Source organism: Amycolatopsis sp. NPDC039088 (assembly GCF_055598845.1).
On record NZ_JBVKAE010000019.1, the window covers coordinates 99,703 to 123,860 of the forward strand.

Annotated in this window: 19 protein-coding genes and 1 pseudogene; 6 read left to right on the top strand and 14 right to left on the bottom strand. The window is 66.9% G+C overall.

The genetic code is table 11. The features are described 5' to 3' along the window. Positions 1-21 precede the first annotated feature (21 nt). Genes ACZ7KI_RS24145 through ACZ7KI_RS24160 form a run of 4 tightly spaced genes read right to left on the bottom strand, consistent with a single transcriptional unit; the run spans position 22 to position 5,192 of the window. Positions 22-1,326 carry a Gfo/Idh/MocA family oxidoreductase gene (locus ACZ7KI_RS24145; RefSeq protein WP_470275357.1) on the bottom strand — a complete coding sequence of 435 codons (1,305 nt, stop codon included), beginning with the start codon at positions 1,324-1,326 and terminating at the stop codon, positions 22-24. 57 nt (positions 1,327-1,383) lie between these two features. After that, positions 1,384-2,268 carry an SGNH/GDSL hydrolase family protein gene (locus tag ACZ7KI_RS24150; RefSeq protein WP_470275358.1) on the bottom strand — a complete coding sequence of 295 codons (885 nt, stop codon included), beginning with the start codon at positions 2,266-2,268 and terminating at the stop codon, positions 1,384-1,386. An 18-nt stretch (positions 2,269-2,286) separates the two neighbouring features. Further along, on the bottom strand, positions 2,287-4,083 hold the full coding sequence (locus ACZ7KI_RS24155) for a rhamnogalacturonan lyase (protein ID WP_470275359.1): 1,797 nt from the start codon (positions 4,081-4,083) through the stop codon (positions 2,287-2,289). A 26-nt stretch (positions 4,084-4,109) separates the two neighbouring features. Further along, the gene (locus ACZ7KI_RS24160; RefSeq protein WP_470275360.1) at positions 4,110-5,192 is read right to left on the bottom strand and encodes an SGNH/GDSL hydrolase family protein; all 1,083 of its coding nucleotides are present in this window, start codon (positions 5,190-5,192) and stop codon (positions 4,110-4,112) included. A gap of 362 nt (positions 5,193-5,554) precedes the next feature. On the opposite strand from ACZ7KI_RS24160, the gene ACZ7KI_RS24165 reads away from it, so the two are divergent. Further along, positions 5,555-6,493, top strand: a complete 939-nt coding sequence (locus ACZ7KI_RS24165) for a pectate lyase family protein (protein WP_470275361.1) — start codon at positions 5,555-5,557, stop codon at positions 6,491-6,493. 561 nt (positions 6,494-7,054) lie between these two features. Here ACZ7KI_RS24165 and ACZ7KI_RS24170 read toward each other — a convergent pair. From ACZ7KI_RS24170 to ACZ7KI_RS24200, 7 genes are read right to left on the bottom strand one after another with little or no spacing between them, the layout of a single operon-like run. Beyond that, complete coding sequence (locus ACZ7KI_RS24170; protein WP_470275362.1) at positions 7,055-8,323, bottom strand: pectate lyase family protein; 1,269 nt, start codon at positions 8,321-8,323, stop codon at positions 7,055-7,057. Further along, on the bottom strand, positions 8,320-9,258 hold the full coding sequence (locus ACZ7KI_RS24175) for a DUF6807 domain-containing protein (protein ID WP_470275363.1): 939 nt from the start codon (positions 9,256-9,258) through the stop codon (positions 8,320-8,322). The genes ACZ7KI_RS24170 and ACZ7KI_RS24175 overlap by 4 nt, the downstream gene beginning before the upstream one ends. Then, positions 9,255-10,373, bottom strand: a complete 1,119-nt coding sequence (locus tag ACZ7KI_RS24180; RefSeq protein WP_470275364.1) for a Gfo/Idh/MocA family protein — start codon at positions 10,371-10,373, stop codon at positions 9,255-9,257. Before ACZ7KI_RS24180 ends, ACZ7KI_RS24175 begins: the two co-directional genes overlap by 4 nt. Further along, the gene (locus tag ACZ7KI_RS24185) at positions 10,370-10,918 is read right to left on the bottom strand and encodes a DUF624 domain-containing protein (protein ID WP_470275365.1); all 549 of its coding nucleotides are present in this window, start codon (positions 10,916-10,918) and stop codon (positions 10,370-10,372) included. The genes ACZ7KI_RS24180 and ACZ7KI_RS24185 overlap by 4 nt, the downstream gene beginning before the upstream one ends. Positions 10,919-10,923: 5 nt before the next feature. Then, positions 10,924-11,760, bottom strand: a complete 837-nt coding sequence (locus tag ACZ7KI_RS24190; protein WP_470275366.1) for a carbohydrate ABC transporter permease — start codon at positions 11,758-11,760, stop codon at positions 10,924-10,926. Beyond that, positions 11,757-12,740 (bottom strand): carbohydrate ABC transporter permease, encoded by a 984-nt coding sequence (locus tag ACZ7KI_RS24195; RefSeq protein ID WP_470275367.1) that lies wholly within the window; start codon positions 12,738-12,740, stop codon positions 11,757-11,759. The genes ACZ7KI_RS24190 and ACZ7KI_RS24195 overlap by 4 nt, the downstream gene beginning before the upstream one ends. A gap of 2 nt (positions 12,741-12,742) precedes the next feature. Then, positions 12,743-14,023: an ABC transporter substrate-binding protein gene (locus ACZ7KI_RS24200; RefSeq protein WP_470275368.1), complete on the bottom strand. Its 1,281-nt coding sequence runs from the start codon at positions 14,021-14,023 to the stop codon at positions 12,743-12,745. Positions 14,024-14,228: 205 nt separating this feature from the next. Between ACZ7KI_RS24200 and ACZ7KI_RS24205 the strand changes: the two genes are divergently transcribed. Further along, positions 14,229-15,140, top strand: coding sequence for a LacI family DNA-binding transcriptional regulator (locus tag ACZ7KI_RS24205; RefSeq protein ID WP_470275369.1), 912 nt, complete (start codon positions 14,229-14,231; stop codon positions 15,138-15,140). On the opposite strand, the gene ACZ7KI_RS24210 is transcribed toward ACZ7KI_RS24205, so the two are convergent. After that, a complete protein-coding gene (locus ACZ7KI_RS24210) occupies positions 15,130-16,302 on the bottom strand; it encodes a Gfo/Idh/MocA family protein (RefSeq protein ID WP_470275370.1) in 1,173 nt (390 codons plus the stop codon). The genes ACZ7KI_RS24205 and ACZ7KI_RS24210 overlap by 11 nt on opposite strands. Positions 16,303-16,495: 193 nt before the next feature. On the opposite strand from ACZ7KI_RS24210, the gene ACZ7KI_RS24215 reads away from it, so the two are divergent. After that, positions 16,496-17,485: a LacI family DNA-binding transcriptional regulator gene (locus tag ACZ7KI_RS24215; protein WP_470275371.1), complete on the top strand. Its 990-nt coding sequence runs from the start codon at positions 16,496-16,498 to the stop codon at positions 17,483-17,485. A 134-nt stretch (positions 17,486-17,619) separates the two neighbouring features. Here the strand turns inward: ACZ7KI_RS24215 and ACZ7KI_RS24220 are convergent, their stop codons facing one another. Further along, positions 17,620-18,633 carry a LacI family DNA-binding transcriptional regulator gene (locus ACZ7KI_RS24220; protein WP_470275372.1) on the bottom strand — a complete coding sequence of 338 codons (1,014 nt, stop codon included), beginning with the start codon at positions 18,631-18,633 and terminating at the stop codon, positions 17,620-17,622. A gap of 175 nt (positions 18,634-18,808) precedes the next feature. Here ACZ7KI_RS24220 and ACZ7KI_RS24225 point away from each other — a divergent pair, with 175 nt between their 5' ends. Together ACZ7KI_RS24225 and ACZ7KI_RS24230 are read left to right on the top strand one after the other, a co-directional pair. Beyond that, positions 18,809-20,647: a cellulase family glycosylhydrolase gene (locus tag ACZ7KI_RS24225; protein ID WP_470275373.1), complete on the top strand. Its 1,839-nt coding sequence runs from the start codon at positions 18,809-18,811 to the stop codon at positions 20,645-20,647. Positions 20,648-20,777: 130 nt separating this feature from the next. After that, positions 20,778-21,491, top strand: a complete 714-nt coding sequence (locus ACZ7KI_RS24230) for a pectate lyase (protein ID WP_470275374.1) — start codon at positions 20,778-20,780, stop codon at positions 21,489-21,491. 250 nt (positions 21,492-21,741) lie between these two features. On the opposite strand, the gene ACZ7KI_RS24235 is transcribed toward ACZ7KI_RS24230, so the two are convergent. Continuing rightward, the gene (locus tag ACZ7KI_RS24235; protein WP_470275375.1) at positions 21,742-23,001 is read right to left on the bottom strand and encodes an HNH endonuclease signature motif containing protein; all 1,260 of its coding nucleotides are present in this window, start codon (positions 22,999-23,001) and stop codon (positions 21,742-21,744) included. A 305-nt stretch (positions 23,002-23,306) separates the two neighbouring features. On the opposite strand from ACZ7KI_RS24235, the pseudogene ACZ7KI_RS24240 reads away from it, so the two are divergent. Beyond that, positions 23,307-24,158, top strand: a pseudogene (locus tag ACZ7KI_RS24240) (IS5 family transposase).

The following is a 24,158-nucleotide window of genomic DNA, read 5'->3' on the forward strand; positions in this document are numbered from 1 at the left end:
GGCCTCGAATCCCCCGCTTCATCACCGCATTCCCAGCTCGGTCAAGAGGTCGCCGACGTCGACTGCCGCACCACTCGCGATCGACCGGTTCGCGGCCAGCCCGACCACCAGTGACCACATCCCCGCCAGGTGGTCCGCGTTCTCCCGCCCTCCGTCCAGCAGATCGGCGAGCATGCGCTCGTCACCGCCGCCGTGGCCCGCCCCGACCGGCCCGTCGAAGAGCGTCTCGGGCGGCTCCCAATGCCGCTGCACCGTCAGCCTCGCCCGGCTTCCGGCCTCCTGGTCGGAGCCCGGCGGACGGCTCACCGGGACGTTGCCACGGGCGGCCGGACGGGCGTGGTCGTTCTCCCACACTTCGAGTTCGAGCCTGCCCTCGCTGCCGGTGAACGCCACGCGGTAACCCTCACGCGGCGAGTAGGCGACCAGGTGATAGCTCAGCTGAGGCCCGCCCTCGTACCGCGCGAGCACGGTCATGTCGTCTTCGATGGTGATGCCGCGACCGAAGACGTTCCGATCCCGCAGGTAGTGGTCCTCCTGCTCGGCGTCGCGGTACAACGCGGCCAGCCGGGGAGACAGGCTCAAGTCCAGCGCGAAGGGGTCGTCGTCCGCCCCGCGCTCGCCGGTCGCCCGCTCGTACTCCCGGCGCAGACCACGACGATCGCCGTTGTCCTCGCCGTAGAAGAACAACCGGCCCATCGCGAAGACCGACTCCGGCCTGCCGTCGAGCCACCAGTTCACCAGGTCGAAGTGATGGCTCGCCTTGTGCACGAGCAGCCCGCCGGAATTCGCCTTGTCCCGATGCCACCGGCGGAAGTAGTCCGCGCCGTGCTGGGTGTCCAGCAGCCACTCGAAGTGGACCGAGCCGATGTCGCCGACGGCTCCCTCCGCGAGCAAGTCGCGGACCCGCCGGTGTACCGGGTTGTAGCGGTAGTTGAACCCGACGATCACCCTGCCGCCGGTCCGCCGCCGCGCCTCGAGAATCCGGCGGCATCCCGGCGCGTCCACGGCCATCGGCTTCTCGGTGATCACGTCACAACCCGCGTCGAGCGCGTCGGCGATCAGCTGGGCGTGCGTGTGGTCCGGGGTGCACACCACTACGACTTCGATTCGTTCCTTGTCCAGCATGGTCAGGAACTCCTCCGCCGGATACGACGGGACCGGCGCCCTGCCGGTCTCGTCCACCAGCCAGCGGTTGTGCACGGCCATCCGCGTCCGGTTCCGGTCGCAGAACGCCGCCAGTTCGGCGTGCTCGGCCAGCGCGCGGACGAACAACTCCGCGCGCGACCCGAGCCCGACGATCGCGTACCGGCGTGGCGATGAAGCCATCCTCGATCACCTCCTGTTCGAAGCGGGCGGCCACGCCGGCCGTCACGATCCAGACGATTACTTGAGATAGGAGGCGAGCGGAATCTGCTGATCCCGCACCGCTTTCGCGACCACGCCCGCGATCTGGCTCGCGCCCGCGGCTTCGAAATGCGTGTGATCGTCACAGAAGAAGGCACCGACCGCGCCCTTGCTGTAGTTCCCGTCGTTGGGACACAACTTCAGCGAGTTGTACAGCGTGTAGCTGAGCTTGTGCAGGTCGATCACCGGCACCTGAGCGGCGCGGCCAGCGGCCATGGTCTCGTTGAGGAATCCCCTGTTCCCGACGGCGGTCGCCCCGCTGCAGGTGATCGCCGCGACGGGGGTCAGCAGGACTGGCCGGACCCCGCGATCCTTGGCGGCCTTGACCATGACACCGAGCAGTTCCTGGTAACGTGCCGGGCCCACGTGCCGCGGGCAGGTGCGGCTGCCGTCGTTGATCCCGAATTGGATGAAGAGGTAGTCCCCCGCGTGCATCCCGTTCACCGGATCGAGCATCGACGTCCAGCGCTGGGCGTAGGTCTTCGGGCTGACCACGCATTCCCCGCTGGAATCCATGGTGCTCTTGACGTTCGACTCGTACAGCCACGTCTGCACGCTCCGGCCGCTCACCGCGTTGTTGACCACGGTGACGTCGCCGGTGAACAGCGGATCGAACTGGTTCCCCCAGCCGACCGGGCAGCTGGTCTTGGGGTCCGCCATGGTGGAGTCACCCGCCAGCCACACCTTGATCTTCGCCGCGGCCGGGCCGGCGGCGCCCCCTTGGCTCGCACCGCCAGGGGTACAGACCGGAGCGGACGGCGCCGCCGGGGCGGCCGAGGCGGCGGGCGCCCCGCCGCAGACCGCCACCGGCAACAACGCGCCCACGACAAGGGCAAGAAGCCGTTTCCTCGAAAGAATCCTCATCGGACACTCCTGACTCGGTCACATCGCGAAACTCGGGTGAGGCGGCTGGTTGTAGGCGGTGTTCTGCCAGGCGACAGCGACCCGGTACTGGCGGTCCTGCATCAAGGACGGCCGGGAGATACTCGTCGAATCGGTCGTGGAATAGATGCGGAGCGCCCGGTTGTCGGTCGTCGGCCAGATGACCTCTTCGCGCCAGTCACCGAGGATGTCCGCCGAAAGCGCCGGAGTCGACTTCGTACCGTTGTTGGAGCGGACCCCGGAGGCGGTCAGCAGCCGCGTGTCGCCGCCGGTGCCGTATTTATCGATGTGGGTGCCGTCGAGCAGCTCGCGCTGGGCGTCGCCGTCCCACCAGACCACGAAGTTCATCGAACCGGGTTTACGGCTCGCCACCTGCGCGCCGGTCGCCGCACTGCGCAGCCCGCCGTCCGTCGACGACCAGATCTCGGCGCCGGGATTGCCTGCCCAGACGTCCGCCGCCACGCCACGCCCGGTGTCGCAGCCGCAGGTCGGTGCCCGGTAGATGACCTGGCCGGTCCGGGCGTCGTGCACGTCCATCGACGGCGCGGTCTTGGACTCGTGGACGGTGAACACCTCGAGCCCGGCGCGGCTGGGCACGAGGTCACCCACGTGCATCGCGTCGCCGTGGCCGAACCCGGTCCGGTACATCAGCGTGCCGTTGTCGTCGATGGTCGCCGACCCGTAGACGATCTCGTCCTTGCCGTCGGCGTCGACGTCGGCCACGGACAGGTTGTGGTTGCCCTGACCGTAGGCACCGGTGTTGCTGTTCCCGGAGTCGTAGGTCCAGCGACGGGTGAGCTGCCCGTCACGGAAATCCCACGCGGAGACCACGGAGCGGGTGTAGTAGCCGCGGGCCATGATGATGCTCGGCCGGGAACCGTCCACATAGGCGGTCCCGGCGAGGAAGCGGTCGACCCGGTTGCCGTAGTTGTCGCCCCAATCCGCGACGTTCCCGCGCGCCGGAACGTAGTTCTCCGTATCGAGGATCGCACCGTCGGTACCGCGGAAGACCGACAGGAACTCGGGCCCCGACAGGATGTAGCCGCTCGAATTGCGGTGATCGGCTCCGGCGTTGCCGATCACCTGCCCGGTGCCCGAGCGGGTGCCGTCCGCGGTCTTCACCGCGACTTCGGCCCGGTTGTCACCGTCGTAGTCGAACACCTGGAACTGCGTGTAGTGGGCGCCCGCGCGGATGTTGCGCCCGAGATCGATCCGCCACATCCGCGTACCGTTGAGTTTGTACGCGTCGAGATAGACGTTCCCGGTGTAGCCGGACTGCGAGTTGTCCTTGGCATTGCTGGGATCCCACTTCAGGATGATCTCGTACTGGCCGTCCCCGTCGAGGTCGCCGACACTCGCGTCGTTGGCGGAGTAGGTGTACGCCTCTCCCGACGGAGTCGTGCCGCCCGGCGGGATCTGCAACGGCACATCCCTGGTGGCGGCCGCGATACCCGCGTCGAAGGTCAGCGATTCCTCGGCACTCGCCGCGGCGGTCCGCTCTACGCCGTCGACGACCGCCCGCACCGAATAGCGCGCGTTCGCCGGGGCTCCCTTGTCCTGGTAGGTGGTCGGCCCGCCGACCTCGGCGACCTTCACGCCGTCCCGGTAGACGTTGAACCGGACGCCGGGCGGATCATCGGCCAGGAGGCGCCAGCTGACCCGGTTGCCCTCCGCGCCATGGACGTTGAGGACACCCCGGCCGAGTTTGTCCGGTGCCGGTGCTCCGGCCGCCGCGACGGCGGCCGGCGCCAGCGCGACGGTCAGCGCGCCGACGAGGGCGACTACGAGCGTACGCATCGATCACTCCAGTTCTCTGGTTTGTTTCAGCCCAGCAGCGGCGCGAGCCGGTCGGCGATCTTGCGGTGACCGGTGTCGTTCGGGTGGACGTTGTCGGCGGTGTCGGTGGCTTCGTCGATCCAGCCGGTCGTGTCGATGTAGCGGACCTTCGTGTCACCGGCGTCGGTCACCGCCTTGACCGCGGCCTTCGTCTCGGTGATGTAGCGCTTCCGGAAGGTCTGCATCGCGTGGATGGTCGCGTTGGGGTACTTCGCCCGGACGTCGCGCAGCAGGGTCACGTACGCGCTGCGGAACTGTTCCGAGGTCACCCCGTGCCCGACGTCGTTGGTGCCGAGATTGATCACCACGGTGTCGGCTTGGTAGCGCGAGAAGTTCCAGTTCGGCGAGTTCGCCGCGAGGCCGGTCCGGAGGAATCGCTGGCTCATCCCGATGCACCCGTCGGAAGCCGGGTACAGGCACGCCCCGCCCACCGCGATCTGGGTGTGCCCGGCACGCAGCCGCTCCCCGACCAGCCAGCCGTACGCGGTCAAGGCCTGCCTGGAGGAACGCTGTCCGACGGTGATCGAATCACCGATGAACTCGATGACCCGCGACGGGACCGTCGGCGCCACGGTCTTCGCGCCCGGATCGAGGGTGACACCTTGGAAGACCGCGTCGCCGTGGTACGAACCCGCGACCGGACGGTAGGACACCCGCAGGCTGTGCGTACCCGCCGTGAGCGGCTTCGGCGTCAGGTTCACCGTGCCACTGACGTTCACATAGGACACGAACGGGCCGCCGTCGATACTGGCGAACAGATCGATCGTCCCCCGCTGGCGCAGTTTCACCGTGGTCCCGGTGAAACCGACCACGACGTAGGCACCGGCCCACTCGGAGACATAGGCACCCGCCGACCGTGTGTCCCATCGGCCGAAGTACTTGATGTTCGAGTCGGTTGGCGAGCCGTCCCCCGTCGCGGCGGCGACCGGTGGTGCCGCCGCGGCCATCGCGACCGCCGCCAGCACCCCGGCGAAGACCGCACGGACCCTTGGCCGTCGCCGTGGAGGGCCTGCGCTCAGCTTCAGAAAGCGCTTTCTCTCACCGAACCGTGACGCCCATCTGGTTCTCATAAGGCACCCCATCGAGCCTGCAGAGTTACATGCGAACGTTTCGACGATGTTCGAGGGATTCACTGCGGCGACAGTGAAATCTCCGCTGCCAACGGTGGTTCAGGAGAGTGCGGCGAGGTCCCGGCTTTCACCGTTGCCCCGACGATGCTAACCGAGGAGAGACACCGAGACAATGGTTCGCTCGTTCGCCCGGTTTTTGGTGACCGGTTCGCGAACGCCACCTGACCGGCCTGTTGACAGTCACCGCCGAGCCTGTTTACCGTCGGTTCGGAAAGCGCTTTCCGAACTTGTCGAGAAGTGCGTTCCCCCATCCCTGCGAACCCAGGCCGGCATCGTGGCCCGCCTGGGCGGGAGGATCCAACATGACGAAGAAAACCCTACGTGCGGCCATCGCCGTCACCGTACTGGCGGCGGCGACCGTACTCGGTTCACCACCGGCGACCGCGGCACCGTTCGACCTCGCCGGCTGGGCGACACAAGGAGGCGGCACGACCGGCGGCGGCAGCGCCGCACCGGTGACCGTCTCGACGTCGTCGGCGTTGATCGCGGCGATGAAGTCCTCGAGTCCGGCCGTGATCCGGGTTTCCGGGTCGATCGCCATCTCGGGAATGCAGAAGGTCACGGCCAACAAGACGATCGTCGGTATCGGCTCGGGCTCCGCGATCACCGGCGGCGGGCTCAACGTCGCCAACGCCTCCAACGTGATCATCCGGAACCTGAACTTCCACAACTGGTCGGACGACGCGATCAACGTCCAGTATTCGACCAGGGTCTGGATCGACCACAACAGTTTCTCGAACGGCTACGACGGCGCCGTCGACGTCAAACGCGCGTCGGACTACGTCACCGTGTCCTGGAACAAGTTCAGTTCGCATGACAAGACGATGTTGCTGGGACACAGCGACGACAACGGCGGCGAGGATCGCGGTAAGCTCCGGGTGACCTACCACCACAACTGGTTCGCGGGCACGAACCAGCGCCACCCGCGGGTCCGGTTCGGCAACCCCGTCCACGTGTACAACAACTACTACGCCAGCGTCGGCGCCTACGGCGTCGCGTCCACAATGGAGGCCGGTGTCCTTGTCGAAGGAAACTTCTTCGAGAACACGAAGGACCCGTTCCACCGCGGCGAAGGCAGCTCGCCCGGCGGCAGCCTGGTCGCCCGCGGCAACCACTTCGTCAACTCCGGTGCCGGTGACGCCGGCGGCAGCGTGAAGAGCATTCCCTATTCCTACTCCCTCGACTCGGCGTCGAACGTCGCTTCGGTGGTCCGGAACGGGGCAGGCACCGGCAAGCTCTGACCCGATCGACCTGACACCGTCCAGGGTTCCGGTGAGGGGTGGGCCGGGTTGGTCGTGAGTGGCGATTCGGGTTAGAGCGAACCTCTCCTAGGTAGCTACGCGTGGCCTGCGGCTTTGCTCGCGGGAAGTACATGATGGCCTCCTTCCTTGCGCCTAGCGCCGTGAAGGAGGCCTTCATGTACACGCGCCGCTGTTGTGACTGATGGTGCTACTGGGGCTTGTGATGTCGTTCCGGGTTCGTGAAGGACTCCTTGAGGGACTCTGGGTCCCTCAAGGAGTCCTTCACGGACCGGCCGCTACCCCGGCTCACCCGCCGTAGGTACCCAAAACACCCTTGGCTAGAACCCGAATCGCCACTCAGGACCCTCACTGCACGAGTTGCTCTAAAGGCGGCTTCGGCGCTGGAGCAGCGGCGGGGGCCGACTCGTTGCCGTGAAGGCCTCCTTCCCTACCCTCAAGGTAGGAAAGGAGGCCTTCACGGACTACCCTCAGGCAAGGCAGGCCGAACGAGCCCTTGACTGTCCACAAGAGACACATTGCCCCCGGCTCTGGTACCGCCGCCTAGTTCCGCCCGACTCCGGCCTTCCCCAGCACTTCCCGCGGCACCTTCACCGTGGCATCCAGCCTCGGAACAAGCGTAGGCGTCCAGCCGACATCCGTCCCGAAATCCGGATCGAACGCCGCGTTGTGTGCCGCGACCACGTCCACCGGCCGCCCGTTCACCAACGTCCCGGTGGCATGGAGCGCCGTACCCTTCCACCATTTCGCGAAGGTACTCGGCTCCACATCGCGGGCCGTCACGAAGAAGTTGTTCTCCGCATAGAGCTTCGACTCGAAGCCGACGCCCCAGGAGTACTCGTACTCGGCGGCCGTCGGGATGACGTACAGGTTGTTATACACGTGCACCTGCCCGAACCGGACTCGCGGAGCGCGTGAACCGAGGTTCTCGAACAGGTTGTGATGCAACGTGACCCGCAGCTTGCCGACGTCGACGCCTGGCCGGTCGGTGTTGCCGATCAGCAGTGATTTGTCGTGATCGTGGAAGTTGTTGTAGGACAACGTCACCAGATCAGCACCGTGCACGACGTCGAGCAGGCCGTCGTGCATCTCGTACGGGCGTCCGAAGTAGACCGGACGTTCGGTGTTACCGCCGTCGCTGAATTCGCACCGGTCGATCCACACGTGGGTGGCGCCCGACAGGACTAGGTTGTCGTACTCCGAGTTCCAGTTGCCGGTCTCCCCGTCCAGCGGATCCCACTGCGGGAAGCAGTCGTGGGCGTCCTCGAACCGGAGATTGCGGACGATCACGTTGTCCACGCCTGACGCGCGAAGGGTCAGCCCCCGGAAGGTCGCGTCGTCTCCGAGACCGACGATCGTGGTGTCGGAGCCCACGTCGATCACGACCCGGCTCGCCTGGTTGGCCTGCGACCTCGTGCGCGCCTCCTCGAGCGGCCCCGAAGGCGCGACCTTGCCCCAGGTGGCCGGGTCGTATTGCCTGAGATAGGAGGACAGGCTGTACCCGGGATCGGCGTACTGCTCGCACGACAACGGGCGGTCGAGGTCGTCGGCGTTGCCTTCGATGGTGCCGCGTACTTGGACGATCTTCGGGCCGTCTTGGCGCAGGGCGGCCACGAGTTCCGAACGGGTGTCCACTGTGTACACATGATCGCGGGCGGCGGCCGAACCACCGGTGGTCCCGGTCGTGGCGGCGGCCCAGCCGTCGCGCGGACCGAGGGTCTGACGGCCGAGGTGCTCGAAATCGGCGCTCGCGGGCGCCGCCGAAACGAGTCCCAGAGCGAGAACGAGCGGAAGGATCCTGGCGAGCATCATCTGTTCTCCTCGAGCCAGCGGGGACGAATTCGCCGAGCGAGATAGTCTTCGATGCGGTCCTCCTCCCAACGGCCGGCGGCGATGACGGCGTGGTGGGTCAGTCCGAGTTCTTCGCCGGGTTCGAGCAGCAGCGGCTCGTGGAACGTCACCGCGAAACTGACCACGGGGAACGGCGTCGTGCGGACGTACCACGGCGTCGGGTACACGGGATTCGCCGGGCAGTCCACGAAGACCACCGTGGACGCGCGGAGGCTGACGTCGTGCAGTCCGGTGTACGCGAGCCACGCCGCACGCGTCCCCATCGCCTCGTCGTCCCGGACGCCGGTCGACGTGCGGACGTCTCCGCCGGTGAAAGACCTCGGCCCGCGCCAGAACAGCCCGCCGTAGCCCGCTGTCGACCTTCCTTCGGTCACCGGGCTTCCCCAGCGCAAGCTCGCGCCGCTCGTGTTCCGCACACAGGTCTTCCAGGTGAGCAGCCAGGAACCATCCACGAGGTCGACATCACTGATCTCGATGGTCCGGTCCTCGGCCAGCCAGTGCTCCCCCGCGCTGGTCTCCCAGTCCAGGTGATGCCGCAACCGCACCCGGCCGTCCTCGCACTCCGTGTGGTGCCACCGCACGTGACGCGTCGAGCCGTTGTTGTCCAGCGGGACGTAACCCCGGTCGCGGACGAACGTCCGGCCACCCCAGAAGTTCTGCCCGGACAGGTTGGCCGCGGTGAACTGCACGCCGTTGTGCCAGGGGTGATCGTGCGGCCGGACCGCGCTCACCACGTCGCCCGCCGTCGTCCTGAGCGGATGCAAGTACGGCTTCGGCGATTCCGGGCGCGGGACGTCCGGTTCGAAAACGTACTCCACCAGATCGACGTCGCCGGCCGAGACGCGTACGCGACCGGCGCCCTCGGACAGGCTCAGCAGGCCGGCGGCGTTCGTCACGTCGCCCATGGGACGCCCAGTTCGGAGAACAGGGCCATCTCCTCGGCCACGGATTCCACGGATTTCTCCACTCCACGCACGAGGTAGCGGCGTTCCGATCCCGCGTCGGCGAGATCGACCCATTCCGACGGGATGGGTTTCGGCCCGGGGTGGTCACGCACAGCTTCGACGAAGGCCGTGAACGCCCGCGTCCGCGCCAGCGGTGCCACCAGTGAGGTCTTCTCCTCGACGTGCCGGACGAGGTCCCGCAGCAGTTCGACGGGAAGTCCGGCACGCACGGCCTCACCGTTGATCTCCAGCCGGTCCGACCGGTACCACCATCTCGCGGTCCCCTCGGTGCCGTGCAGCACCACATACGGCTCGAAGACCTGGTCGGCGCAGAGCGTGGCCGCGGCGACCACGTCGACGCCGTTCTCGAAGCTCAACCGCGCGCACGCGGTGTCGTCGGCCTCGATCGGCCTGGCGCGGTGGAGTTCGACGTCGATCCGCCGCGGCAGCAGGCCGGCCGTGCCCGCCACGAGAGTCGCCGTCGCCACCGCATGGGCGAAAGGATTGGTCAACGACCCGTCCACAACGGACACTCCATTGAGGACACGCCGTCCGGCCCAGCCGTTGCGGCCGTAGTACGAGTCCCGGCGGATCCACGCCCCGGCGGTGCCCACTCCGCGCGGCTCGCCAACGGCCCCGGCCGCGACAGCGTCGCGCAACACGGTCAAGGCCGCCGACCCGAAACTTTGGAAGCCGACCTGACAGGACACTCCCGCGGCACCGGCCCGCTCCGACAAGAGGTCGAAGGCGGCCAGGTCCAGCACGGGCGGCTTTTCCAGCAGGACATGACATCCCGCGTCCACCGCGAGGAGCGCGGCGGTCAGATGCGTATGCGGTGGGGTGGCGATCACCGCTATGTCCGGCGCAGCCTGACTCAGCAGCTCCCCGATGTCCCGGGTGAGCACGGCGTCGGGCGGCAGAAGGCCCGTCGACTCCGGTGAAGGTTCCCGCACGTCGCAAGCACCGGCCAGGACGATCTCCCCGTCGTCGTGCAGGGCCCGTGCCCGGCGTAGGTGCACCAGCGCGTATCCGGCCGTCCCGAAGACGACCACCTTCGGCGCGGTCACGGAGCCGTCCCCGCCGCGGCCAGGATCAGCGGCCCGGCGACGACCAGCAGCATCAGCGGCTGCATCCAGACGACGACCCCGGCCACACCCGCCGCCGCCGCGAGCAACGCCGAGCGGCGCAGATCCAGGCTGAGCCGCAAAGCCGTCCGCAACGCCGCACGCCATCCCTTTCCGGGAATCACCACGGAGCAGGTTCGCAAGGCCACGACCACCGACGCGGCGAGCAGGAGCACGAGCACCACCGCCAGCGGCTGTCCGCCGGGAAGACCCGCGCCGAACAGGGCCAGGTCGGCGCACAGGACGGTGATCACCACACCGGCACCGACGCTGAACGGGACTCCTCCGGACAAGTGGCGGACGAACGCGTCGCGAAAGGCCGGGACCAGTGGTGGCGAGTCGCCGTCCCGCCACCGGCGGGCCACGGCACAACCGGCCGCGAAGGCGGGGCCGGCGGTGACCACGGGCACCGAACCCAGGCACACCAGCATGCCCAGCAGAAGGCAGTCGGAGAACTCCGTCAGCCGGTCGTACCGCGTCGCCTTCATCGACCTCACCCCTTCATCCCGCTGGTGTTCACGCCTTCGACGAGAAGCCGCTGGAACACCAGGAAGAACAAGACGATCGGCACAAGCGCCAGTGCCGACATCGCGAACATCGCGCCGAAGTTGGACTGGCTGCTGGTGTCCACGAACAGCCGGAGCCCCAAGGGGACGGTGAACTTCTCCGCGTCGTTGAGGTACACCATCTGCGTGAAGAAGTCGTTCCACGTCCAGATGAACGTGAAGATCGACGTCGTGACGAGCGCCGGTTTCGCCAGCGGCAGCACCACGTTCCAGAAGGTCCGGTACACGCCGCAGCCGTCGATGGTGGCGGCTTCGTCGAGCTCACGGGGGATGCCGCGCATGAACTGCACGATGAGGAAGACGAAGAACGCCTCCGTGGCGAGCAGTTTCGGCAGGATCAACGGCAGGAAGGTGTTGGCGAACCCGGCCTGCTTGAAGATCACGTACTGCGGGATCAGCGTGGCGTGATGCGGCAGCATGAGGGTCGCGATCATGAAGACGAAGAGCGGACCGGAGAACCGGAACCGCAGGCGCGCGAACGCGTACGCCGCCAAGGTGCACGAGATCAGGTTGGCGAGCACCGAGCCGAACGCGACGATGAAGGAGTTCAGGAAGAACGTCCCGAACCCGATTCCCGCCGCGCCCTCCCAGCCCTGCCGGTAGCCGTCCAGCACGATCTCACTGGGCAGCAGACTGAGACTGGACAGGACTTCGGACGGTGGCTTGACCGACGCGAAAGCCAGCCACACCAGCGGATACAGCACCACCACGACGGCGGCCACGCACAGGACGTGCCAGATGATCGTCTTCAGCCGGACGGTCATGATTTGGTCCCCGAACGCTCGTCGCCGTAGAAGACCCAGAGGCGGGCGGTCCGGAAGATCACGGCGGTGACGAGCGCGATCACGGCGAGCAGCACCCACGCCATCGCCGAGGCGTAGCCCATTTCGAAGTCCTCGAATCCCGCTTGATACAGGTACAACGTGTAGACCAGCGCCGAATCGGCCGGACCACCACGGCCGCCGCCGATCACGAAGGCCGGGGTGAACACCTGGAACGCGTGAATGGCTTCCAGCACCAGGTTGAAGAAGATGACCGGCGAAAGCATCGGCAACGTGATGTGCCAGAACCTCCGGACGGCGCCGGCACCGTCCACTTCGGCCGCTTCGTACAGCTCGCGCGGGATCTGCTTGAGCCCGGCCAGGAAGATCACCATCGGGGCGCCGAACTGCCAGATCGTCAGGAGGATGATCGACCAGAGCGTGTACGCGGGGTCGTCGACCCAGCTGGGGGTGTCCCAGCCGAACCCCTCCAGCAGCGCGTTCACCGACCCTCCTTCGGTGAACATCGCCCGCCATACCAGCGCGGCGGCCACACTTGCCCCCAGCAAAGAGGGAGCGTAGAAAGCCGCGCGGTAGAAGCCGTTCGACGCGGCGCGCGTGTTCAGCATCATCGCGATCAGCAGCGAAACGAGCAGTTTCAGCGGGACCGCGATGAGGACGTACAGCAGCGTCACCTTGACCGACTGCAGGTACCGGTCGTCCTCGGTGAACATGCGGACGTAGTTGTCGAGCCCGATCCAGCTCGGCGCGGTGAACAGGTCGTATTCGGTGAAGGACAGGTACAGCGAGACGACCATCGGCCCGACCGTCAGCGCGACGGCACCGATGATCCACGGCGCGAGGAAGACGTACGCCTGCGGCTGATGATCGACCCGGCGCCGCGCGGTCCCACGGGGGCGGCGATCCCGTGGGGCCGTCGGCGCCACCGACTCGGACGGCGGTGTTCCACGAAGGACGGTCATGCCTATTTCAGGTCCTTCTGTGCTTCAGCCATGAACCTGCTGACGGCGGCGTCCACGGTGAGCCGCTCGAACGCGACCTCTTCGTAGGTGCGCTGCAACAGTTTCTGGATGGCGCCCGCTCCCTTGGGCGGTACGGCGGGTGCGGGGCCGAGCTTCGGTTCGATAGCCGCCTCGTAGGCGAAGATCACCTTGTTCGTCCCGGTCGCTTCCGCGGCCAGCTGACCGCGGATCTTCAGGTTCGGCGGCAGTCCCCGCTCCGCGCCGAGGATCTTGCCCGCCTCGGGGTCGTTGATCAGGAAGTTCACCAGTTTCGCGGAAGCCTCCTGCGCCTTGCCCCTCGCCGAGACCGACAGGAACATCGACGGACGCCGGTACTGGCCGGTGTTGGCTGGATCGTCCGTCGGGTAGGGCGCGACGGCGAGATCCTTGCCGTGTGCCTTCTGGTAGCCGGGATATACGCTGTCATAAGCGAATTCCGCGCTCGTGAGCTTCTTGCCCAGCGGTGACTGCTCGGGTGAGGTGTTGTTCGACGCGGTCACGTCGGCCGCCGATCCGGCCTTCGTGGTCCGGAACCTCCCGGCGAGTTCCCAGAAGGCGCGCAGGTCCTCGGCGCCGAAACCCAGTTCGCCGTTCGCGGTGTAGACGGACTTCCCGTGCTGCCGCAGCCAGATCTCCAGCGCGCTGTCCAGCAGCCCGAAGTCGGTCACACCTCGTTTCGTGAACCCGCTGGCGGCACTGACCTTCTCGGCGGCCGCGCGGAATTCCTCCCACGTCATCGGTTTGCTCGGATCCGCTCCGGCCGCCTGGTACGCGGCCGGGTCGTACACCAGTGACGAAGCGTTCTGCGCCCACGGGACGGCGAAACGCTTGCCGCCGAGTGTCCCGGTCGCGGCCAGCTCCGGGTTGATGTCGGCGAGCGACACCTCCTTGCCCGCGCCCTCGTTGAGGTCCAGCAACACCTTCCGCTCCCCGTACTCGGACAGGTAGCGGGTGTCCATCGTCATCACGTCCGGCGGGTTCCCGCCGGCGGTCTGCGTCGCGACCTTGTCCCAGTAGGCGTTGTACGCCGAAAAGGTGGTGTTCACCTTGATGCCCGGGTTCCGTTGTTCGAACAGCTCGACGGCCTTCTTCGTGATCGTCGCCCGCCCGTCGCTGCCCCACCAGGCGAAGGAAATGGTCACCTCGCCACTCCCGCCGTCCGCACCGGATCCGCACGCGGCCAGCAGAGGCGATACCGCGAGGGCGAGGATCGCCGACCGCAGCCGGAATCTCCGTGAGCTCATGCCCAGCTCCATCCCCAGTCACCCAACACACACAGTCGCGCAACTTGCACAACTTTCAGAAAGTATGACTGTGAGCGTGAACCGTAAAGCTGGCGCAAAGCCGCTGTCAACGGCCGAACAGGTGGCTAAGCAGTCGATTGACAACGGATGTCGCAGCGCGCGATCATGTCATTTCTTTCTGCAAGGGAGCGGGGAGGAGTACGGCATGCGCCAAGATCTCGGCGGGCCGGTGTCCGCCGACCACACCATTCCGGACGTCGGTGCCCCGCGGGCCACGGCGTCGGGCGTGATCGGCGTCCTCGTCGCCGACCTGACGGACCCGTGCTCCGCGCGGATCATCGACGGCGTTCAGCAGCAGATGTTCCTCGCCGACCACCTGGCCCTGGTGTGCAGCACCGGCAACGACCCGCTCCGGGAGCTCGCGCAACTGGAGCGGCTGCGACGGTTGCGCGCCCGCGGTGTCATCCTCGTCGGCGGCGGCGTCCGCGGCCTGCGGCACCGGCTCGAACTCTCCAGGCTGCTGAAGGACTTTCTCCGCCGCGGCGCCGATGTCGTCCTCTGCGGCAGGCCGCCGCTCCCCGGGCTCCCGCAGGCGACGGCCATCACCTTCGACTACATCGGCGGGACGATCCGGCTGATCGAATTCCTGACCGGCCTGGGTCATCGGCGGATCGGCTACCTCACCGGGCCATCCCACGACACCGCGACCAGGGAACGCCTGCGCGGGTTCCGCACCGCCACCCGCGAGCACGACCCGAGCCTGGTGGTCGAGGGGGCGTTCACTTGGGACTCGGGCTGGCGAGCGACTCAGGAACTGTTGCGGCACAACGAGGTCACCGCGATCGTCGCGGCGAACGACCTGATGGCGCGAGGTGCGCTGGCCGCCGCCCGCGCACTGGGGCACGCCGTCCCGGGACAGCTTTCCGTCGCCGGCTTCGGGGACGCCGGATTCTGCCGGGACACCCGCCCACCGCTGACCACCGTCCGGCTTCCGCTTCAGGAGGCCGGCGTCGAAGCGGGACGGCTCGCCTGCGGTATCGGCGCCCGGCCGCGGACCGGAGTACTCCGGCTCGGCAGCGACCTGGTCGTACGGCGGACCACCGGCGTCACGAAATGACGGGCACCCGGTGAACACCACGCCACCACCGGTTCGGCCCCGCCCACGGCACCCCGAGTTCCGAGAAGAGGGCGAGCCGTTCCGCGGCGACGGCGACCTCTTCGGCGATCCCTCGCACCACCGGATGCCGTCCCGGTCCCGCGCCGACACTGCGGATCCAGCCGTCGGGGATCGGCGCGGGCTCGGGCGCGTCCCGCACCGCCTGCACCACCGAAGCGAACGCTCGGGTCCGGCTCAGCGGGGCGAGCAACGGGATCCGTTCCGGATCTCGCCGGTGTTCGATCAGATTGCGCAGCAGATCCGCCGGGGGCGCGACGGGGATCCGCTCGTCGTTGATCTCGAGCCGATGGGTCTTGTACCAGAACTTCGCCCGCCCGCCGGTGCCGTGGACCAGGACGTAGGGCTCGTGATCCTGTTCCGCGCACAGGGAAGCGGCCACGACGATCTCCGGACCCTGGTCGAATTTCAGCCGCAGGCAAGCGGTGTCGTCCGCTTCGAGATCCCGGGTGCCGAACAGTTCCAAGGCGATGTCCGACGGATCCTGCTCCTCCACCCCGGCCACCAGCAGCGCGGTGGCCACGGCGTGCGAGAACGGGTTCGTCAGCGCCCCGTCGACCACCGCTTCGCCGTCCAGCCACCGGCGGCCGGCCCACGGATTACGCGCGTAGTAGCCGTCGGTGCGGACCCACGCGCCCGCCGCGCCGACGCCGGTGACCTCACCCAGCTCACCCCCGGCGATCGCGGCCGTCAGCGGCGGCAGCGCGGCCGACCCGAAACTCTGGAACCCCGTCTGGCAGATCCGGCCGGAGCGGGCGGCGAGTTCGGTCAGCGCGAAATACCCGTCGAGGTCGAGCACGGGCGGTGTCTCGATCAGCAGATCTCCACCGGCCAACAGCACCGACTCGGCCACCGCCCGATGCGTATGGGGAGGCGAGGCGACCACCACGACATCCGGGCTCACCATCCGCATCAGCGCGTCGACGTCCCGGTGCACGGGGGCGCCGTCGGGGAGCAGGTCGAGTGCGGCGGAAGACGGCTCGCGGATGTCACAGAGCCCGGCGAACTCGATCAAGCCTTCGTCGTGGAGGTCACGGGCTCTGCGGACGTAGGTGGCCGCGTATCCCGACGTGCCGACGACAGCAAGGCGTGCGGTACCCGCCATTGGGTCTCCGATCCTGCGAGTTTGCGCGTTTTCTGCGAGCAAACCGTACGGGTGAGATCTTCTCGATGTCAAGGACGAAATCGCAGGTAGAAGGCGGTTTTACGGGCAGGCGGGAGGACGGCGCGGCGTAGCGAATTGACAAGGCAGCAGACCATTTACATGATGTTGTGCAAGTCTGCGCAAAGGGAGTTTCGTGACCGTCACCATCTACGACGTCGCTCAACGGGCGAAGGTGTCCATCTCCACGGTCTCCCGCACCTTCACGACCCCTGATCTGGTCAGGGCCGAGACCCGGAACCGCATTCTCGCCGCGGCGGGCGAACTCGGTTACTCCCCCGTCGGCGGACCTCGCAAACCGGCGAAGAGCACCGGCCAGATCGGGATCATCGTCTCCGATCTCGACAACCAGTTCTTCACGGGCGTCCTCGACGGCGCGCAGGCCCGTGCCAGGCAGGACGACACCGCCGTCCTGTTCGCCAACAGCGGCCAGGACCCCATCGTCGAGGAGAACCTCGCCCGCAGCATGGCCAAACAGGTCGACGGCCTGGTGCTCTGCAGTCCCAGCATGTCGGACGAGCAGCTCCACGAACTGGCCGCGCACACCTGGATGGTCCTGTTGAACCGGGAAGTCGAAGGCATCCCGTCGGTGGTGGTGGACAGCCCGGGCGGGATGCGCCAGGCCGTCCAGCACCTCGCCGCGCTCGGCCACCGGAAATGCGCGTTCATCGGCGGGCCGAAGGATTCCTGGTCCTCGGCCGCCCGCAGACGCGGCTTGCTGCCCGCCGCCGAAGAACACGGGATCGAGATCGCGGAGTTCGGGCCGTTCCCCGCCCGGTTCGAAGGTGGATTGCAGGGCGCGGATCTCGCGCTCGCCGCCGGCGTGACCGCGATCGTCGCGTACAACGACATGGTCGCTTTCGGCGTGCTGGCAAGGCTCAACGCTCGCGGGGTCCCGGTACCGGACGAGATCAGCCTGGTCGGCTTCGACGATCTCGTGTTCGCCGCGATCTCGGCTCCTCCGCTGACCACGGTGGCCATCCCGGCCGAGGCGGCGGGCCGGGCCGCGGTCAACGTCCTGCTCGCCCTGCTCGAAGACGACCATCGGGTGGCGGCCAACCAATCGCTGGACACGTACCTCATCGTCCGGGCCACCACCGCTCCACCGTCCGCGGGCCAGCACTGAGTCCTCTGTCGGCCACCGGATCGATCCCCTCGACGTTAGCGTTAACACCACGGGAGGCATTCACGTTATCGACAACGCTCCGGCGGTCAAGAAGAAACCGAGTAACGGTCCAATCACGACCCGTGCTCGCGGACTCAGCGCAGGGTGCTGTCGCGGAGCACGACCTCTCCCTTGACCCGGATCACCCGCTTGCGACCGCCCTGCCGTTCCTCGTCGAGCACCAGTGACGCGGCCATCCGGCCCATGTCCTCCAGCGGGAGGCGCACCGTGGTCAGCGTGGGCGCGAGATCCCGCAGGGACGGGATGTCGTCGAAACCCGCGATCGCGACGTCCTCCGGGATGCGGAGGTTCCGGTCACGGGCGGCGGCGATCGCCCCGATCGCCATCACGTCGTTGACCGCGAAAACGCAGCCGGGCCGCCTTGTCCGATCGAGGAGTTCGTTCATCGCCTGGTATCCGCCGTCCCTGGTGAACTCGCTGGGCACGACGACCTCGGCCCGCCTGCCCCGTTTGGCGAGTCCGTCGACGAAGCCGTCGACGCGGTCCCGCGCCGTCAGCAGGTTCTTGGGCCCGCCGAGAACGGCGAAGGAACGATGCCCCAGTTCGGTCAACGCCGACGCCAGTTCCCTGGCACCGGACCGGTTTTGGGGCAGCACGGTGTCGGCACCCAGCTTGTCCTGGCCGATCACCGCCACCCGGCCGCCGTCGGAGACGAACTCCGCGATCGCCTCGGTCAGCCGCTTGGTGTGCCCGCTGTCGGTGGTGCGGCTGCCGACCATCACGATGCCCCGGACCTGGCGCGCCCGCATCGTCGTCACGTAGCGCAGTTCCTGCTCCGGCCGGTTCAGGGTCGTACCCAGCATCAGCTCGCCGTGTGGTTCGACCACGGCGAGCGCGGCCGCCGCGATCACCGAGAAATACGGGTCCTGGATATCGGCGACCACGAGACCCACGACGTCGCTGCGGCCTCGCGCGACAGCCTGCGCGAAGGCGTTGGCGGTATAGCCGAGCTCGGCGGCGGCCGCGAGGACACGCTCGCGGAAACGCGTGCCCACAACACGTTCACTGCCGTTGACGACCCTCGACGCCGTGGCCAGCGAAACGCCGGCCTTCTCGGCGACATCCGCCAAAGTGATCTGCGAACCCACGCCGCCCCCGCTCCGGAAACCGGTTTCCCATCATAACCGAAGCCGGGCCGATCCTCACGGAACACTCTGGCGCGTGGCGACCCCGGCCACTACAGTGCACTAACGCGATTTTTTCTCACGTTTCCGGATCGGGATGAGCGACCAGGTTTGCGGTCCTACCTACCGAGGTGAAGCCATGAAACGAATTCTCTTTCTCCTGTCGGCGCTTCTGCTGCTCGCGCCGATTCCGGCCGGAGCGGCCGCGGCCGAGTCGCCACTCTGGTTCGACAACGGATCCGTCGGAGTCTCCGGTGAGGCGTTCCGCGACGAGCACGGCCGCGAGGTGGTCCTACGCGGGTTCAACGTGTCCGGGGAGGCCAAGCTCGCCGAATTCCGGGGCCTGCCCTTCGCGACGGTGGACGACGCCCGGACCTCGGCAGCGGCCATGCGGCGGCTGACCGGCGCCAACGCGGTGCGGTTCCTGGTGACCTGGGCGTGGATCGAACCGGAACCGCGGAAGATCGACCGGGCGTACCTGGCCAAGGTCACCGAGCAGATCTCCGCCTTCTCCGCCCAAGGAATCCGGGTCTACCTGGATTTCCACCAGGACCTGTACTCGAGGTACCTGTTCAACCCCGGGAGCTGGTACACCGGTGACGGCGCACCCGCCTGGCTGATCCGCGCCGGTGGCTATCCGCCGGAATCCTGCGGTATCTGTTTCCACTGGGGACAGAACGTCAAGAACAACCAGGCCGTCACCAGCGCGACGTACGACTTCTGGCACAACCGGGAACTCGCGACCGAGGCGGGGCCCATCCGGATCAGGGACGAGTTCGTCTACCAGGCCGGCGAAACCATGCGTTACCTCAAGGAGAACCTCTCCCCCACCGCCTTCCGGCTCATCCTCGGCGTCGACCCGCTCAACGAGCCCTACGCCGGGCGCTACGACTCCGGCCAGACCGGCCCGACCTGGGAGCGAGACCTGCTTTGGCCGTTCTACCAACAGTTCCGCGGCCGGATGAACCAATCGGGCTGGGGCGACAAGGCGGCTTTCGTGGAACCGCACATGTTCTGGAACCAGAACGTGGACCTCGTCGCCGAACCCGGCGGACTGACCGGCGTACCCACGCTCGGCAACCGGTACGTGTTCAATTCGCATTTCTACGACGGAAAAGCGCAGTCAGGGGTACTCAAACCCGGGTTGGCCAAGGACGGTGAGTACGTCAAGGACTTCGGCCTGATCCGGGACCGTTCCCAAGCGCTGAGCACGGCCGGGATCGTGTCCGAGTTCGGCCACCCGGTCGCCGGCTTCACCTCCGACAAGACACCCACGGTGCTGAAGGCGATGTACCAGGCACTGGATTCCCGGGTGACCGGCGCGAACTGGTGGTCCGGCGCGGCGGGCTCCGGACGGCCGTTGTCCGGCAGCCAGTGGCATTGGGACATCTACTACAACCGCCACCACGAGCTGATGAACGACAACCCGGACAAGGTCCGCACCGAAGGCGACGCCATGAACGACGAGCACTTCTCCGCGGTGCGGACCGACGGTGGCGACGCGCAACTGACGATGGACGGCAAACTGGTCGACCGAGTCTTCCCCCGCGCCGTCGCGGGTGACACCAAAGCCTTCACCTACGAAGACCGGGCTGTCGCGGCCTGGAACCGGATCCCCGATTCGATGCCCGCGCTCAGCCGGGTCGCCGGCACCGGACAGTACGGGGTGCTCGTCTGGCGCTCCAACGGCGGAAAGGCACCGACCGAACTGCATCTGCCGTCGTCGTTCTCCCACGCGCGGACCACCGTCGTCAGCGACCTCGGCTCCAGCACCGGCCTGCCGGCCTACACCGGCGCCGAACCGGTCTCGGTCGCTCCTGAACCGGGAGAGCCCGGCGTGAACCGGCTGATGCTCTCCTCCGCCGACAGCGGTCGCGTGCATTTCGCCTTCGTCGGCAACGGATCCGCGGTGGCTCCCGCCGACCTGCGGGCCGCGCAGGCGGAGCTGGCCACTTGGGTGGCAACGAAATTCCCGTGACCCCGGATGCGGCACGACCCTTGCGGAAAGCGCTTTCCCGCTCGTACTCTCTCCACCAAGCCCGGCTTGCATGCTGAAGAGGCTTTCCCGCGGGGATAGCCGAACCAGGAGGTACGACCGGAGGTTTTCCATGAGCAGCAAGGGATGGCGCCGCGTCTTGTCGAGCGGAGCCGAGGCGAACGGCGAGGAAACCGTGACAAGCACGGTCAAACTCTCTGGCTCGCGGGACTACGGGATGAAACGGATCATCCCGCAGGGCCTGGGTGGCAGCGAGAGCCAGAAAGCGGTGTTCGAACTCGCCGATGGGGCCACACTCTCCAACGTGATCATCGGCAAACCCGGCGCCGACGGCGTGCACTGCCTCGGCACCTGCACGCTGCGCAACGTGTGGTGGGAAGACGTCGGCGAGGACGCCGCCACTTTCAAAGGCACCTCGGCCTCGCAGACGATGACCATCGACGGAGGCGGCGCGCTGAGCGCGAGCGACAAGGTCTTCCAGCACAACGGTCCCGGCACGATGATCATCCGGAACTTCGCCGCACAGGGCATCGGCAAGCTCTACCGTGCCTGCGGCGACTGCAGCAACAACCCGCAGAACCGGCACGTGCGGGTGGAGAACGTACGGATCGAGATGTCGGCGAAGAACGTCGTCAGCATCAACGTGAACTACGGCGACACCGCCCGGCTGAGCAAGGTCACGCTGGTCGGGGACAGCGGCAAGAAGGTCTCGATCTGCGACAAGTACAACGGTGTCAAGAAGGGTGACGGTTCGTCCAAGAAGGTCGGCACCGGGGCGGACGGGAAGAACTGCATCTACTCCGCTTCGGACATCATCTACAAATAAGGTTGAACGCCGGGGGCATCGTGTGTCCCCGGCGCCTTTTCGTTCGCGTGCCTGATGTGTGGGCACGTAGTGAAGGCCTCCTTCCCTACTCTCAGGGTAGGGAAGGAGGCCTTCACGGGCTTCCCGGCTTGGGGTGCCAGTCGCGAGTGGTCATTCGGGTTTCTCTTGAGCGGTAAGCCAAGCACGTTCTGTGGACATGATGAGGGGCCCGTCGCCGGTGTGGCTGGCGGGCTCCTCGGGTTCTACGGGGTTAAGCGGTGGCGCGGTGGAGGGTGTTGCGCCGGGGTCTTCGTAGCGGATCCAGGTACTGGGGTGGTGTGAACTCGGGTCGTCCGTCAGCGGCCATGCGGACTTGCCAGTCGCCGTGGTGGATCAGCCGGTGGTGAAAACCGCACAGCAGGGTGAGATTCCGCAGGTCGGTCGGGCCTCCGTCGGCCCAGTGATCAATGTGGTGGGCGTGGCAGTGCTTGGGCTGCCGATGACAGCCGGGGAAGGCGCAGCCGCGGTCGCGGATGTTGAGTGCTCGGCGTTGCCCGGGGGTGACGAATCGTCTCAGCCGTCCCATGTCGAGGGGTTCACCAGCGGCACTCATCACCACGGGCAGCATCAGGCAGTCGCAGGCGGCGAGTCGTGCCTCGCGGGCGGTCATTTCGCCGACGAAGTCCAGGCACGCTGTCCCAATCCCGGTCTTCAACTCTTCAAGGCCAATGGTGACGTGGAGCAGGGTGCGGTACCCGCTGGTTCCGGGCTGATCCGGACAGGCGATCGCCAGATCCAAGATCTCGGCGAAGGCGTCACCCTGACGTTCCGGTTTGGTGCGCGGATCCGCTTGGCCGAACTCGTCGACCGGGCGTGGTTTCGCGTAGGCGTCGAGAACGGCGGCGGTGCGGGCACCGAGTTCGTCATCCAGCAGGCCGGTCAGTTTCCAGAAGCCGTCTTTGCGGCGTTCCAGCGTGACTTCCCGTGCGGGCTGGGCGGGTTCGGGGTCCTTGGGTTCCTTGCCGTCGGGGGCGAGCCAGGCCAGCAGGTTTTCTTCTGCCTGTCTGAGCTGTCTCGGCCCTGCCTCGCAAGCAAGATCAGCCAAGATCTTCTCCGCACACTTCCGATCTTCGGACGACACCTCCGCCGGGATCTTCTTCAGAAACTCCAGAATCTGATCGATCCGATGGTCCCCGATCGCACCATCAGCAGCGGCCGCGGCGGTGGCAGGCGCGAACGCCGGAATCTCCGTGCCATCGAGTGCGCGGGTCGGGTTCAGTGCGATCGCGCGGCGCACGATCGGACCCGCCTCGCCACGGGTCAATCCCGCGACATCGGCGAACCACGACACCGTGGAACCATAGCCATACAAGTCTTTCGGGCCGCGAGACTCGATCTCCGCCAGAAACTGCCCCAGCGCGGCGGAGGCAATCCGGATCACCTGCAGGGACTGCTGCACGCCATGGCCAAGCTCCAGCTTGCCAGCGCGCCACAGCTCCTGCGGCAACTCGGGAAGGAAAGTCTCGGACACCCCTCAATAATACCAAACAACGGTCGAACATGTGTTCGTAATTTTACGTAGCAGTGAATCGGCGCGTTGACCACTGAAGGGTGATATCGCCAGGTAAGCACGGCTAACTCACCGTACTGAGTCGACGCCACTTCACTTTGGTAGGCGACGTTTGTTCGTCGAACAACACGTGAAGCACGCATTTAGTCGACTAAGAGGCTCCGGCACTTGATGCGGTGGGTTGATCTTGAATGTCCGGTGGTCGGGCAGGCACGGGCATAGGTAATCATGAAGTTTCTGACGCTACGTGATCACCTGGACTGCCCGTGCCTGCTGTGCCATCTTTCCTCATCGACCCGCTCTGGGCCGAACTGGAGGCACTGTTAGGGCCCCGTCCGGAGTTTTCTCCGACCCATCAGTGGGGGTGTCACCGGCGCCGGGTTTCTGATCGTGTCGTGTTCGAGCACATCGTCGCCGCCCTGGTGCACGGTTCGGGCTACGAGATCATCGCCAGCCGGGGATGTTCCGATCGCACCATCCGCCGCCGGGTCGCTGACTGAGCCGGACGTGGTCTGGGACAGAAGCTCCACAAGATCACTCTGACCGCCTACGACAAGATTATCGGGCTGCAACTCGATGACCTCGCGATCGATGGCTGCATCACGAAAGCCCCCTGTGGCGGGGATAAAGCAGGTTCGTCACCGGTGGATCGCCGCAAAGGCGGCCTGAAACGCTCCGCCGCCACCGATGCCGGCGGCGTACCCGTGGGCATCGTCTCAGCCGGAGCGAATCGGCACGATTCACCCTTGCTCGATCCCACTATCAAGGCTGTCAAAGAACAAGTCGGTGCTTTACCGCATAAACCGTTGGCGCACCTGGACCCCGGCTACGACGGCCAGCCCAGCCGTGACGTGCTCACCGACCACCACCTCGACGGCGAGATCGCGAAAAAAGGCATTCCCAGCCCTATCCAGGTCGGAAAACGCTGGGTCGTGGAACGCACGCACTCCTGGATGAACAACTATGGCAAACTCCGCCGCTGCACCGACCGCGACGGCGACATCGTCGACTTCTACCTCTACCTCGCCGCCGCGTTCGTCACCCTACGTTGCCTGATCCAGCAAGCCCGCCAGACCTACCGCTGGCACGGCCGCCCCACGACCCGCCGACTCAAATAG

Excerpts from the sequence above, each read along its gene's own strand:
- ACZ7KI_RS24145 (WP_470275357.1), bottom strand. The coding sequence starts at position 1,326 with ATGGCTTCATCGCCACGCCGGTACGCGATCGTCGGGCTCGGGTCGCGC.
- ACZ7KI_RS24150 (WP_470275358.1), bottom strand. The coding sequence starts at position 2,268 with ATGAGGATTCTTTCGAGGAAACGGCTTCTTGCCCTTGTCGTGGGCGCG.
- ACZ7KI_RS24155 (WP_470275359.1), bottom strand. The coding sequence starts at position 4,083 with ATGCGTACGCTCGTAGTCGCCCTCGTCGGCGCGCTGACCGTCGCGCTG.
- ACZ7KI_RS24160 (WP_470275360.1), bottom strand. The coding sequence starts at position 5,192 with ATGAGAACCAGATGGGCGTCACGGTTCGGTGAGAGAAAGCGCTTTCTG.
- ACZ7KI_RS24165 (WP_470275361.1), top strand. The coding sequence starts at position 5,555 with ATGACGAAGAAAACCCTACGTGCGGCCATCGCCGTCACCGTACTGGCG.
- ACZ7KI_RS24170 (WP_470275362.1), bottom strand. The coding sequence starts at position 8,323 with ATGATGCTCGCCAGGATCCTTCCGCTCGTTCTCGCTCTGGGACTCGTT.
- ACZ7KI_RS24185 (WP_470275365.1), bottom strand. The coding sequence starts at position 10,918 with ATGAAGGCGACGCGGTACGACCGGCTGACGGAGTTCTCCGACTGCCTT.
- ACZ7KI_RS24190 (WP_470275366.1), bottom strand. The coding sequence starts at position 11,760 with ATGACCGTCCGGCTGAAGACGATCATCTGGCACGTCCTGTGCGTGGCC.
- ACZ7KI_RS24195 (WP_470275367.1), bottom strand. The coding sequence starts at position 12,740 with ATGACCGTCCTTCGTGGAACACCGCCGTCCGAGTCGGTGGCGCCGACG.
- ACZ7KI_RS24200 (WP_470275368.1), bottom strand. The coding sequence starts at position 14,023 with ATGAGCTCACGGAGATTCCGGCTGCGGTCGGCGATCCTCGCCCTCGCG.
- ACZ7KI_RS24205 (WP_470275369.1), top strand. The coding sequence starts at position 14,229 with ATGCGCCAAGATCTCGGCGGGCCGGTGTCCGCCGACCACACCATTCCG.
- ACZ7KI_RS24210 (WP_470275370.1), bottom strand. The coding sequence starts at position 16,302 with ATGGCGGGTACCGCACGCCTTGCTGTCGTCGGCACGTCGGGATACGCG.
- ACZ7KI_RS24225 (WP_470275373.1), top strand. The coding sequence starts at position 18,809 with ATGAAACGAATTCTCTTTCTCCTGTCGGCGCTTCTGCTGCTCGCGCCG.
- ACZ7KI_RS24230 (WP_470275374.1), top strand. The coding sequence starts at position 20,778 with ATGAGCAGCAAGGGATGGCGCCGCGTCTTGTCGAGCGGAGCCGAGGCG.